Below are 13,110 nucleotides of genomic sequence, written 5' to 3' on the forward strand. Positions count from 1 at the left end.
TGGATTTTTTATTACATGGATTGCAGAAATGAACTTTCCTAAAAGTTGTTTTACTTACGTATAAAGGGTATAGGCTTAAGGAAACTGTTGTACGTACATAATGAATAGAGGCTAGGAGTATTAATATAAATTTCAACCACTTAAAACAATGTAAATTAGTTACTTGACAAAAGTAAGTGATAAATTATATACTTAACTTACAAAAAATAAGTTACATGATAGTGAAAGGATGTTTTGGATATGACAATGCATACTGATGGGATTCACCATATCACGGCGATTGTTGGCAATCCCCAAGAAAATGTAGATTTTTATGCTGGTGTTCTCGGTCTAAGACTTGTTAAGAAAACGGTAAACTTTGATGACCCAGGAACGTATCACCTTTATTTTGGAGACGAAGGTGGAAGTCCCGGAACCATCATGACGTTTTTCCCTTGGCCGGATGCATATAGAGGAAGAGTAGGTTCAGGCCAAGTTGGAACTACATCTTTTGTAGTCCCGGAAGGTTCCTTACCTTTTTGGGAAGACAGGCTTGTAAAATTCTCTGTAGAGTATAAAAAGACGGTTCGTTTTCAAGAAGAATATTTAGAATTTCTCGATCCTCATGGATTGCGACTAGAAATTGTTGCAAGACAAAAAGGCAAAAATAGTGAATGGTCATTTGGCGGAGTAACTGCTCAACACGCCATTAAAGGGTTTGGTGGAGCCGTACTTCTTTCAGCAGCTCCACAAGAGACTGAACGAGTTCTCGTAGAAGTAATGGGTTTAGAAAAAGTGGGGCAAGACGGAGATTACATCCGGTTTCATGCTAGAAGTGACATTGGCAATGTGATTGATATCAAACTTTCTCCAGAAGCAAGGGGAGTAAGCGGAGTAGGAACCGTTCACCACATTGCTTGGCGAGCTTCTACTTATGAAGAACATGAACAATGGCAGCAACATGTAAAACAAAATAAGTTTCAAGTAACAGAAATTATTGACCGACAATATTTTAACGCAATATATTTCCGTGAAGCAGGCGGCATACTCTTTGAAATTGCAACTGATCCACCAGGATTTACTCGTGATGAGCCAGAAGAAGAGCTAGGAAAGAAATTATTGCTTCCACCATGGCTTGAGGCTCATCGAGAACAAATTGAGAATCATTTACAACCTGCTGAAGCAAGAATTTTAAAGGAGGATATCCAATGATTCATCTATTTAAAGAAGGAACAGACTTAAACAAACCGGTACTTTTGTTATTACACGGTACAGGAGGAAATGAGAAAGACTTACTTTCACTTGCAGAAATGATCTCACCAGAATCATCCGTGTTGAGTGTCAGAGGAAACGTTTCTGAAAACGGTATGCCAAGATTTTTCCGTCGTTTAGCTGAAGGTGTATTTGATGAAGAAGATTTAATCTACCGTACAAAAGAGCTTCATGAGTTTATTGATGAAGCAGCAAATAAATATTCGTTTAATCGCGATCAAGTAGTAGCTGTCGGCTATTCAAACGGCGCTAACATTGCAGGTAGTTTAATCTTTCACTATGAAAAATCATTAAAAGGTGCCATTCTGCATCATCCGATGGTACCTAGACGTGGAATTGAACTTCCAAAATTAGATGGACTTCCTGTATTTATCGGTGCAGGAAATAATGATCCGATCTGCCCTCCTCAAGAAACGGAAGAGTTAGAACAACTTTTGAACAAAGCTGGGGCAAACGTACATTTAAAATGGGATAACATGGGGCATCAGTTATCAAGAGCTGAAGTAGAAGAAGCAGCCGAATGGTTCAACAAAAACTTGCTATAAGTCACTTTTGTTAAAAGAATTCAAAATATTAGATGATGAAAAGGTCTTTTTGTCACAATTAGGTCATTTATTATGTAATCAATCGTATAAAAAACAGAGTAAAGCGGGTGAAGATTCATGAAGTCTATCGATCCTCAAGAGCTATCTGTAAAAGAGAACTATAAGTTTCTTACCGGTAGCATTATTCCTAGACCGATTGCATTCGTTACAACACTTTCATCAGAAGGCGTGCTCAATGCTGCACCATTCAGCTATTTTAATGCGCTAACTTCCAATCCTCCTCTCATCGCCATCTCAATAGGGAGGAAGGATGGTATACAAAAAGATTCATCGCGGAATGCAGAAGAGCTAGGTGAGTTCGTCGTTCACATTCCAGACGAAACGTATATTGAAGCTGTAAATAAAACCGCTGCGAACCTGGACCCAGATCAAAGTGAAGTTGAACTTGCAAACTTAACGAAGGCTAAATCAGTAAAAGTGGGAGTGCCTGGCATTGCCAAAATCAAAAATTCGAATGGAATGTGTAGTCGAACGGATCATTCCACTTGGTGGTTCACCTGAAAAGCCAGCTACTGATCTCTTAATCGGAAGAGTAGTTCATTATCATATCTCAGATGAGCTCTATCAGAATGGAAGAATAGATGCTGAAAAGCTAAAGCCTGTTGGCAGATTGGCAGGGGCAAATTACGTAAAGCTTGGAGAGACATTTTCGCTAGAAAGACCAGAATAATTATTTTGCCTTCCTCATTAAGAGGGAGGTTTTTTTGTGCATTCAAGTTTTTAAACGAAAAATACGCTGTCGAAAAACGACAGAATCAAGATAGCTAGATGTTAATCGTGTTACAAACTATTAAACTTCAAGTATTTCATAACCCATTTGCTTAGGAAGATATACCGTTTTTTCCGACATAAGACCTGCATCTATAAAGGGAGAAACGCCTCATGGATGAACATGTGAACCCTCTGAATTCCCGTATGATTGCAAAACAACAAAGAAAATAATGGAATTAATCTAGTTTCTTTTTAACAGATTTAAAGGGACTGTATCCTCATTTTTCTCTTGCGTGATTTTATATTACAAAAATAAGTAGATATGTACTGTGTCATAAGTTTTGTATTCTAGTAAAAAGAAGAAAATAGAGAAAAATGACAAATCAATAGTCGCGAAATAAAATGTAATCAGTCATACAAAGGATTTATTTTCCAATTAGTAGTACTTTCTACGACAAAATATTACATAATCTTACAGTGTCTTTCCCTTAACCTTTATATAACAACAAAGAATTACTATATTTTCATAAAAAGTACAGGAGGTGTGACAGAATTCTTGCTTGGTTAGATCAACCAAAATCAAATGGACTAGGGAGGGAAAAGTTACATGAGTAAAAAACGAAAAAAAGTACGTTGGCTTTCCGTATTTTTAACTTTTTTAATGATTGTTCCAATGATGTTCCCATCTCAATCGAATGCTGTTACTTCAAAAGGTAAAGCTTCTACTTCAGCGAAAGAGGCGGCATTAGAAGGAAAGACGAATAAGGTTGCAAAGAAACTGAACGAGCAATTCAGCAAGAAGGATAAAGTTACATTCCTCATTAAGTTCAAAGAACAAGTAGATACGGCTGCCGTAGCGAAAAAAGCTGCTAAAGATGCTAAATCTCAAAAACTCTCTTCTAATCAAACAAAACTTATGAAACGTTCAACGATCGTTTCTACCCTTCGCGCAAACGCGCTTGAAACCCAACAGCACACAAAAAAATACTTAGAAAAACAAGAAAAAGCAGGTAAAGCTGAAAAAATTCAATCTTTTTATGTTGTTAACGGTATGGCCGTAACGGCGACAAAAGAAGTAATGGAAGAAATCGCAGCTTTTCCAGAGGTTGAAAAAGTACTTCCAAACGAAACAAGACAGCTTATTCAACCCGTAAGCTCTGTTAAACTTCCAGAAAAGCAACTTCCTAAATCGTCATTACAGGTCCAACCGAAAAACGATACTTCATCTATTGAATGGAATATCGAACGTGTAGGAGCTCCTGAGGTTTGGGGAATGGGTGTTGATGGGGCTGGTACAGTTGTTGCCAATATCGATACAGGTGTTCAATGGAACCACCCCGCACTAAAAGAAAAGTATCGCGGATATAATCCTCAGAATCCGGATGCAGCAGATCATCAATTTAGCTGGTTCGATCCAGTGGGTGGCCAAGCTACACCATACGATGATGATGGACATGGGACACATACGATGGGAACTATGGTAGGTGCTGAACCGAACGGAGGTAATCAGATCGGTGTTGCACCAGGAGCGAAATGGATCGCTGTAAAAGCCTTTTCTGCTTCAGGTGGAACGGATGCTGATCTTCTTGAAGCCGGCGAGTGGATCTTAGCACCAAAAGATGCAGAAGGTAATCCGCATCCTGAAAAAGCGCCAGATGTTGTAAACAACTCTTGGAGTGGCGGAGCAGGACTTGATGAATGGTACAGAGAGATGGTACAAGCTTGGCGCTCAGCTGAGATTTTCCCAGAATTCTCTGCAGGTAACACGACGATCTTTAACCCAGGTGGCCCAGAATCGATAGCGAATCCAGCCAACTATCCCGAATCCTTTGCGACAGGTGCAACAGATATCAATAACACTTTAGCAAGCTTCTCACTGCAAGGGCCTTCTCCATATGACGAAACAAAACCTGAAATCTCAGCACCAGGAGTAAATATCCGTTCAGCGGTTCCTGGAAGTGCATATGAAGGTGGTTGGAATGGAACGTCAATGGCCGGACCACACGTTTCAGCAGTGGTTGCTTTATTAAAGCAAGCTGATTCGAGTCTGACGGTTGAAGAACTCGAAGAGATTTTATTAAATTCAGCAACTCCTCTTACAGATGCAACGTTCCCTGAATCGCCGAACAACGGATATGGACATGGACTTGTAAATGCATTTACAGCCGTATCCTCAGTAGTAACGGGATTAGGAAGAATTGAGGGAACTGTAACGAAACAAGGAGAGGATAGTGAAGCTCCTTCCATCACGCATGAGGGACCTACTGAATCTTACAAAGAGATGCCATTAAATCTTGAAGCCGAAGTGTCAGATAACATTAGTGTCACTTCTGTTACATTAAGCTATCAGAACGAAGACGGAAGCTGGACAGACGCAGCTGCTGAACGCTCAGGCGGAGATTATCAATCAGGTACGTACAGCGCTTCTATTCCAGGATCCGCACTAACAGGTGATTCCATCGTTTATAAATGGACAGCTATTGATTTTGGAGGAAGTTCCGTTTCAACAGATAACTATACAATAACACTTTTACCTGGAATCTCTTCAGGATACAGTGAGGATTTTGAAGGAAATCCTACAGGCTGGACTTCGTTCGGAGCGAATAACAGCTGGGAGCATGGTGTACCAACAAGTGGACCTGGTGCAGCATTCTCTGGTGAAAAAGTATATGCTTCAAACCTTGCTGGAAACTATGCGAACAGTGCAAATATGACACTCGTAATGCCTCCTGTTGATCTTGCAGAAGGCAACACCTACCTTCAGTTCAAACAATGGCACGATTTAGAACGAAACTATGATTACGGTCATGTATTCGTTTCAACAGATATGGAAAACTGGACACAAAAGCTTCGCGTCAACTCTACTTCCGGTGGTTGGATCGATGGAGAAGTAGATTTAAGTGAATATGCAGGACAACGCATTTACGTTGCGTTCAATGTAACTTCTGATGGTTCTGTTGTAAAAGCAGGCTGGTATCTAGATGATGTGAAACTACATGACCAATCGATCACACCTTCGAAAAAAGCCAAACTTGGCGGATCACCAGCAATTGAAAAAGCGCCTATGTCACAAGCCAAGCCAAAAGTAGATCCATCTAATATCAAGCCGATAAAACCTTCTTATGAAAAAGAACCTGCGAAATATGGCGATGCTGCACCACAAGCTCTTCCGATGCGTGCGGAAGTTAGTGTCTTAGAAACAGGACGTTCTGTTTATACGAATCCTCAAGATGGTTCGTATAGCTTAACGCATGCGGCAGGCACATACACTGTACAAGCAGAGGCGTATGGTTTCCGTTCGCAAACACAATCAGTCACACTTGAAGCAGACGGAACGGCCCGTGCAAACTTTACTCTAGAAGAAATTCCAAGAGGAACAGTGTCAGGTACGGTTACGAATGAAGTAACAGGAGAACCAATCGCAGGAGCTACCGTGATGCTCATGGAAGATGCTGCGATCGCACCTGTACAGACGAACGAAGATGGTACGTATGAAATCTCTGCCTATGAAGGCGAATACACGCTAAAAGTTCTTGCTCCTTCTTATTATGGTGAAGAAATTTCCGTAACCGTAACAGGTGGCGAAACAACAGATCAAGACATCGCGTTAAAACCTTTCATCGGTTACCCAGGTGAGATTGGGTATGACGATGGTACAGCTGAAAATGCTCGTGCATGGAATGCTGCTGGAAACGCTTGGGCAGTTAAGATGTCACTTGCAGATGGTAATAAAAAAGCGGCTGTAACGGGAGGCCTATTCCGATTCTGGGATACAGAGTGGCCAGTACCAGGTGGGACAGCATTCCAAGTAGCTGTATACGATGCAAGTGGACCAGATGGGACACCAGGTAAAGAGCTCGCTGGACCGTTTGATGCTACAGCATTACGTAACGGCGAGTGGACACATGTTGACTTAAGTCAACACGGCATCATGGTAGAAGGAGACTTCTATATGGTGTACATCCAAAACTTTGCGAACCCAAACACGCCAGGTCTTGCAACAGATGAAGATGGAGAGTGGTCCGGTCGAAGCTTCCAAAGCTTGAGTGGAGCATGGTCTCAATCTCCAGAAGAAGAAGGTAACTATATGATCAGAGCGACTGTAAATTATGAAGTAACGGCACCATCCATTACTTCTCCAGTCGATGGATCGTTTACTAATGAAGAAAAAGTAACAGTAACAGGTAACGCGGCTCCGACCACTTCTGTTGAGATCTACAGAGATGGAGAAGAAGTGGCTACTGCGGAAACGACAGACGAAGGTACGTTCTCTGCTGAAGTTACGCTAGAAGAGGGCGCAAACACCTTAACAGCTAAAGCTGTTACTGAGAGCGGTTCAACAGATGAATCCGCACCAGTAACAGTGACGCTCGATCAAACAAAACCAAAAGTGAGCATCACATCACCAGCTGATGGTATGAAGACGAACCGTGAATCTGTAACCGTAAAAGGTACAGTAGATGAAACCAACCTCGATTGGGTAAAAGTAAACGGACAAAAAGCGCAAGTCGATGAAAACGGAAACTATAGTCACCGCATGCTATTAAATGAAGGAGAAAATGTGATCAAAGTAGTTGCGCTTGATAAAGCAGGAAATCGTCACTCGAAGACGGTAACCGTTTATGCGAAGTTCGAAGCTCCAGTAGTTGAGAACTTGAAACCAGACACAGATAAAGAGCTGAAGAGCGGAGAATCTGTGAAGATCGAGTTTGACAGTGACCCTGGATTAGATGCAGTATTCGTCATCCATATGCCGCTTACAAATGCTGGCGGAGTAGCGAACGCAACTGAGCTTCCGATGCGCGAAACGTCTGAAGGTCATTACGAAGGTTACTACACAGCAACTACGAACGTTAAAGCACCTGGTGCGGTAGTTGAAGTAATCGCTTCAGATGATTATGGAAACAAAACAAGTAAACGAGCGACAGGTAAACTTTATATCAACGCAAAAAAATAAAAAATAAAAAATAAAAAATAAAAAACAAACTTGTTTTTCCGGCCATCTCCCTTGTGAGAGGCCGGTTTTTATGTGGTTTTAGTACCAAGTCATATAATAAGTTCATAATTCGACAAATATAGGTGGGTGCTAAATCAAAAATATGTGATAAGATAGGGAAGATGTGAAGTTAAAGGAGACTGATTGAATGAGCGAACATTCGAAGTACGACATTCGTGAATGGAAGAAAAAATTAGCACCATTTGAGCGCCCGCGTATATCAGCAAGTGTATGGCAGTTAGTTAATTCAGTAGGACCATTCTTGATTTTATGGGTATTGGCTTATTTGAGTTTAAATATATCATTCTGGTTGACGTTGCTCTGTGCAGTGCCAGCAGCCGGCTTTTTAGTTCGAACATTTATCATTTTTCATGATTGCACACACTATTCATTTTTCAAAAGCAGAAAAGCCAATCAGATCGTTGGAATTTTTACTGGTCTGTTTACATTTTGTTCGTATGAACAGTGGAAGAACAGCCATGCAACACACCATGCAACGAACGGAAACCTCGAGAAACGTGGGGTTGGTGATGTATGGACTATGACGCTTCAAGAGTACGCAGAAGCTTCTTGGTTTAAACGTTTACAGTATAGAACTTATCGAAACCCGATCGTGCTCTTCTTGATCGGACCATTATACATTTTCTTGATCGATTATCGATTTAATGCAAAAAATGCTTCTAAGAAAGAAAAAGTACATGTTTGGTTAACGAACATCGCATTAGTAACGATTGTATTAGCTGTTGGATTTACGATTGGATGGAAAGCTTTCTTACTTGTAGAACTTCCGATCTTCTACATTGCAACGTTTTCTGGAGTTTGGTTGTTTTATGTTCAGCATCAGTTTGAGGATGGTTATTTTGAGAATAACGAAAAATGGAACTATGTTGAAGCCGCTCTTAAAGGAAGTTCATTTTATAAACTGCCAAAAGTATTACAGTGGTTTACAGGGAACATTGGTTTTCACCATGTGCATCACTTGAACTCTCGCGTGCCGAACTATCACTTGGAAAAAGCACATAAAAGTGATCCGCGACTTCAAGATGTACCAACGCTTACTCTACTTACTAGCTTAAAATCATTAACCTTTAAGCTTTGGTGTGAGCAGTCTAAGAAGTTTATCGGAAATCGTGATATTCGTAATTTTATCCGAAAAAATAGAGCAGCATAAACATGAAGAGGTCACTCTCACTACGTTTAACTAAAACGTGTGGGTAGTGGCTTTTTTATTTATTTCTTTGACGGAGAAAAGGAATGCAAGGCGAGCAAATAGGAGACTTCCTCCGTTATCTTGTAGACGCAGGCTTAAAGGTGTGCATTCTTTTTGAGGAAATCATCGGCATTCAAAAACAAACGAGATGAGATCTATAGGCACCTTTTATGTACTTACTTTCATAATATACATACATGATGACTCCACAAGAAAGAGGAGATATAGCATGAAGTTGAATGTTCAATATATTCATCTAGCTAAAATCAAGCCGGATTACTCGATAAAATTAACGAATCACGTAAAGATGCTTAAAAATCGAATGTGGGACTCTATGCATATGCTTGTAGTAAAAAAAGATAAGAAGAATGAATTTAGTATTGTATGCGGAAATGACCGTTATGAATATTTAAAAAAACACACAAAAACGAATTACGCGCTATGTATGATTGATGAACGGCCTACAAAAACAGACATAAGTTACTGGGTGCAGTGTTTAAAAGGGACTAAAAAGAAAGAGCAAGAAAAAAATGAAAGTAAGGTGAGCCCAACCACTCTTTCAATCATTAAGTGTTTCGTGAAAGAGGAACCACGTTATCATGATCTGTCACTACGCAAACGGTTAAAAGTGCTCTTACTTGCTGTTCGATATAAAAAAACAGTAATAGGTTCAATGAAGTCAAAAGTAGATGACTTAATAAGTAATGATTAATACAAAAAACAAGCACCTCATTGAAGTCTGAGGTGCTTGTATTAGTTCATATCCCATAAATCACTAAGTTTAGTAGTAGGATCAACCTTTTTCACTGCATATAATATCTTGCGTATACAAATCATTCTTGGGTTTTTATTTGGATTATAGGTGAGCTCCTCGATCGTTTGTCTTTCGATACCGGAAGTTCGGGTTAACCATTCAGTATCTTTATTATGCTGTTCGAGCCACATACCTAATTTGCTACGCTTCTGCTCCACTCTGTACATATTCGATGATACCCCCAAACATTTTATTCACACATTTTATCTCTATAACTAAGGGGTACCCGTATTGAATGACAATTAAACCTAAAAACTTACATACGAATGAGTCTTTACTACTAAAAAAGATTTTTGATCTACAAAACACGTCAAAAAATTTCTTTTTCCGTAAAGTGTTTATAGGTATAAAAACCTATTGGTGCGTTAAGTTGATTTTTCTGAAAATTATTTTATTTTTTTGAAGTATACTTTATAGTGAAATAAGGTGGTGTTTACTTTGGAGGATGTCAGGGATCTGCTGCAGAACTTGAGTAGAAAATATGAAACGTTGCAAAAGAATAGCTGTCGTTTAGTTGAAGAAGATTTGACTTTGGCACTTAGTCATATCCTTTATGAGATCAGTAAGCACTCAGAGCCTTCAATGCAATTCATTGCAGAAAATATAGGTGTTGATATCACGACATTCAGCAGGCAAGTGAAATCCTTAATAAGAATGGGTCTTGTTGTGAAAAGAGTGAATCCAAATGACAAAAGAATTTCCATTCTACGATTGACAGAAAAAGGATTTCATACATTATCTCATCTGAATACGATCGTAAGCACACGTCTCAATCAAAATATTGAAGGACTCTCTGAATTTGAAAAAAACACGATCATGCAAGCTTTGAAAATATTAACAAAAGCAATCACTCACAAATAAGAAAGAGTATCTGTAGAAAAATCAGATACTCTTGTTTCAATAAAGGAATTATATGATGGCGATATCTTTATCTTTTTTAATGTTTATCTTTCCTTGCTGAAAGAAGAAAATGAACAAGCAGCTGTTGAAGATGCTGATCTTGTATGTTTTTCTTTGTGAAATGACGTTTCACAAGGTGACGGATGATCACTTCACTCATTTTCTTTTCCTCCCTTCTTGGTTTTCTCCATAATTCTCTCTCAATCGATAAATATCCTCTTAATTGTCGAAACAATAGTACAGCTTTCCTAGGAATAATTCGAAGATAAAGAAAACAGGACATTTGAAGGGGGAGTGCTAATTATTTTGTTAGATCATCTGGTAGTAATACTTGTTTCTTTTTAGCCAAAAATAATGCAACTGCATGTGTTTTTGTAATCACACCTGAATTTTGCGTTACAATCACGTTCTTGACTTTTTGATAGAGTTGATTCTTTTTGTTCATAAGGCAATAGTTGGCGACTTTTTATAAAATCCTCTGTAGCTTTACCCGTTCCACTTCCTACTTCCAAAAGAGTATCATCCACATCTAGGTTTGCATAACGAATAATATCTTCAAAAAGCTCTTGTAGTTAAGTGGATCTATACTTTTCATAAGAATCGGCCACAGAGTTAAACGATTGTTTAAGCAAAGTCATCGAAATCAGCTCCTCATGTTTTAAGGAAAATGATACCAAATGGGAAGTTGGTTGAATAGAGGGAAGTATAACGAAAGAAAAAAAGTGTGCGTTCAGCAACACCTCATCATAGTTTTAAATTAAAGGGAGTGGTGGTAAAAAGTAGTTCTATTGGGTCGTCATTTTTTAAAAGAGCTTGAAGCAATTTTGATTTTTCAATTCTCTTTGAAGGTGAGACATAAATGTAATCATACATATTTAAGCTGTTTATAAGCTTTTTAAGTTTTTTTATATAGAATTTTCGTAGTTTTCGGGCTGAATAGTGGGGACATCTTTTTATCATCGAGCTTTTTAGAAATTCAGGATGAAGTGATAGATAAAGAGGTGGCTTGTAACGTTTTAAATATTTCTGCATGGATGGAATGAGTAGATATTCCCCTCCTTCAATATCCATTTTGATGAGTGATAAATCTGTAATCTTATAATCACCCACTAAATCTTTAAGTGTACTAACGGCAACGGGGTGAAACTCAGCTGACAATGATTGAACCAAGCTTGAACTAGAATCACCAAACTGTGTTCGTTTATATAAGTTCATCGTTCCTGACTTATAAGAAAGAGCTTTGTTGATAATCGTGATTTTTTCTTCAAGTTCAGAATTTAACTTAATATTTTTTTTCAATGCTTCATAGGCTACTGAATCTGGTTCAATGCCAAACGAGTGTTTTGCTTTTTTTGCTGCATAAAGTAAAGTTGGTCCGACCCAAGAGCCTATATCTAAATAATTTCCATCGGGCTGTAAGTAATGATCTAAGACTTGAAACGTAAAATCTTCCCAATGATTAGGGAAAACAGTATTCCAAAAGTATGCGAACTGTTTATCGTCAGTCACATTAAAAGATACATCATTTTTTATAACGTGTTTCAAATCTCCCACCAACTTTCATTTAAAAAAGCTGCCACAAGCTGTAAGAGCTTGGCCAACTATATAACAGTATATGTATTTACGTCACTTAAGGAACTTCATAAACTCTTAATCTCTTCCATTTCAAAAAAATGTTTGTTTAACCACTATTGAGATTATTACCTTGTTCTAAAATTTTTGTCCCTTCACATAACATGAGGTATGACATGAAACAGGGGGGATGAAATGAGAAATTATTTGAGGTGGTCTGAAATACCTTATCTCGGTGAAAGCTATCCCCCGATACCCGTAACCCCAGAAGCAGGTAATTGGCCGATGTTCTTTATAGCACGAGAGAGTCATACATTTTTGGACCCGTTTCGTCATCCGATTACGTGGAGGATAAAGGATCCGAATACCATTGATTGGGCAACTGAACTACAAATCGTACAACAGGTCATGCAGCAGATTACACCTGAGCAGATACGCATTGCACAAGTGTGGGCGGCAGGAGAAGTGAATAAACAGATCATCCCAATCGTATTTCAGATGATGGAAAAGTATGGACTTGCTTCAACAAAGGCAGCACGTTTTTTAGCGTTTTATCAAGCTGCTATTAATGATGCTTTCGTCATCACTTGGCATTTTAAATATCTTTGGGATGTTGCTCGGCCTTGTCAATATGACCGAAACTTAAAGACGGTGTTGATGACCCCGAGTTTTCCTGGGTATCCTTCCGCACACGCTGTTATGGCTGGCTGTACAGAGCCCATCCTAAGCTACTATTTTCCTCAAGAAAAAAATCGCATCCATCTTCTTATGGAAGAGTGTGCGATGTCTAGGTTATATGCAGGTGTTCATTTTAAAGTAGATAATGATGAGGGGCTGTCACTTGGCAGACAGCTCGGCGAAATCGTCGTGAATTTAATTCGATCGCAAAATATATAAGTAAAAAAGAAAAGACCGGACGTATGGTGTAGACTAACCTAGGTAGATGGGACACAATAAAACACCTTCGAAATGATACACTTATTAAAAGTGAAAAATCGGAGGTGTTTTTGCATGGGCAAAAACGTTTATTCAAAAGAAACAAAGTGGGCTG

9 protein-coding genes and 1 pseudogene are annotated in these 13,110 nt (G+C 39.0%); 8 read left to right on the top strand and 2 right to left on the bottom strand.

Annotated elements, in window-relative coordinates; genetic code table 11:
* Nucleotides 1–240 precede the first annotated feature (240 nt).
* The 7 genes and pseudogenes from ACFS5O_RS01990 (at nucleotide 241) to ACFS5O_RS02020 (ending at nucleotide 10,448) form a co-directional block, all read left to right on the top strand.
* On the top strand, nucleotides 241–1,191 hold the full coding sequence (locus ACFS5O_RS01990; RefSeq protein ID WP_205724745.1) for a ring-cleaving dioxygenase: 951 nt from the start codon (nucleotides 241–243) through the stop codon (nucleotides 1,189–1,191).
* Complete coding sequence (locus ACFS5O_RS01995; protein ID WP_205724746.1) at nucleotides 1,188–1,796, top strand: alpha/beta hydrolase; 609 nt, start codon at nucleotides 1,188–1,190, stop codon at nucleotides 1,794–1,796. Before ACFS5O_RS01990 ends, ACFS5O_RS01995 begins: the two co-directional genes overlap by 4 nt.
* Nucleotides 1,797–1,913: 117 nt before the next feature.
* Nucleotides 1,914–2,526, top strand: a pseudogene (locus tag ACFS5O_RS02000) (flavin reductase family protein).
* 648 nt (nucleotides 2,527–3,174) lie between these two features.
* Entirely contained in the window at nucleotides 3,175–7,524 is a 4,350-nt protein-coding gene (locus ACFS5O_RS02005) for a S8 family serine peptidase (RefSeq protein ID WP_205724747.1), read from the top strand.
* A gap of 187 nt (nucleotides 7,525–7,711) precedes the next feature.
* On the top strand, nucleotides 7,712–8,734 hold the full coding sequence (gene desA, locus ACFS5O_RS02010; RefSeq protein ID WP_205724748.1) for a Delta(5) desaturase DesA: 1,023 nt from the start codon (nucleotides 7,712–7,714) through the stop codon (nucleotides 8,732–8,734).
* Between the two features lie 268 nt (nucleotides 8,735–9,002).
* A complete protein-coding gene (locus ACFS5O_RS02015; RefSeq protein WP_205724749.1) occupies nucleotides 9,003–9,485 on the top strand; it encodes a hypothetical protein in 483 nt (160 codons plus the stop codon).
* Nucleotides 9,486–10,025: 540 nt separating this feature from the next.
* Nucleotides 10,026–10,448 carry a MarR family winged helix-turn-helix transcriptional regulator gene (locus ACFS5O_RS02020; RefSeq protein ID WP_205724750.1) on the top strand — a complete coding sequence of 141 codons (423 nt, stop codon included), beginning with the start codon at nucleotides 10,026–10,028 and terminating at the stop codon, nucleotides 10,446–10,448.
* A 76-nt stretch (nucleotides 10,449–10,524) separates the two neighbouring features.
* Here the strand turns inward: ACFS5O_RS02020 and ACFS5O_RS02025 are convergent, their stop codons facing one another.
* Nucleotides 10,525–10,647, bottom strand: coding sequence for a hypothetical protein (locus ACFS5O_RS02025; protein ID WP_255520062.1), 123 nt, complete (start codon nucleotides 10,645–10,647; stop codon nucleotides 10,525–10,527).
* A gap of 584 nt (nucleotides 10,648–11,231) precedes the next feature.
* Nucleotides 11,232–12,032: an FkbM family methyltransferase gene (locus tag ACFS5O_RS02030; protein WP_205724751.1), complete on the bottom strand. Its 801-nt coding sequence runs from the start codon at nucleotides 12,030–12,032 to the stop codon at nucleotides 11,232–11,234.
* A gap of 222 nt (nucleotides 12,033–12,254) precedes the next feature.
* Between ACFS5O_RS02030 and ACFS5O_RS02035 the strand changes: the two genes are divergently transcribed.
* Nucleotides 12,255–12,956 carry a vanadium-dependent haloperoxidase gene (locus ACFS5O_RS02035; RefSeq protein ID WP_205724752.1) on the top strand — a complete coding sequence of 234 codons (702 nt, stop codon included), beginning with the start codon at nucleotides 12,255–12,257 and terminating at the stop codon, nucleotides 12,954–12,956.
* Nucleotides 12,957–13,110 lie beyond the last annotated feature (154 nt).

The organism is Fictibacillus nanhaiensis (genome assembly GCF_042686385.1).
In the GTDB taxonomy this organism is placed as follows: domain Bacteria; phylum Bacillota; class Bacilli; order Bacillales; family Fictibacillaceae; genus Fictibacillus; species Fictibacillus nanhaiensis.

What these genes read in the sequence shown, in the direction of transcription:
- ACFS5O_RS01990 (WP_205724745.1), top strand. Translation starts at nt 241, where the DNA reads ATGACAATGCATACTGATGGGATTCACCATATCACGGCGATTGTTGGC.
- ACFS5O_RS01995 (WP_205724746.1), top strand. Translation starts at nt 1,188, where the DNA reads ATGATTCATCTATTTAAAGAAGGAACAGACTTAAACAAACCGGTACTT.
- ACFS5O_RS02005 (WP_205724747.1), top strand. Translation starts at nt 3,175, where the DNA reads ATGAGTAAAAAACGAAAAAAAGTACGTTGGCTTTCCGTATTTTTAACT.
- desA (WP_205724748.1), top strand. Translation starts at nt 7,712, where the DNA reads ATGAGCGAACATTCGAAGTACGACATTCGTGAATGGAAGAAAAAATTA.
- ACFS5O_RS02015 (WP_205724749.1), top strand. Translation starts at nt 9,003, where the DNA reads ATGAAGTTGAATGTTCAATATATTCATCTAGCTAAAATCAAGCCGGAT.
- ACFS5O_RS02025 (WP_255520062.1), bottom strand. Translation starts at nt 10,647, where the DNA reads ATGAGTGAAGTGATCATCCGTCACCTTGTGAAACGTCATTTCACAAAG.
- ACFS5O_RS02035 (WP_205724752.1), top strand. Translation starts at nt 12,255, where the DNA reads ATGAGAAATTATTTGAGGTGGTCTGAAATACCTTATCTCGGTGAAAGC.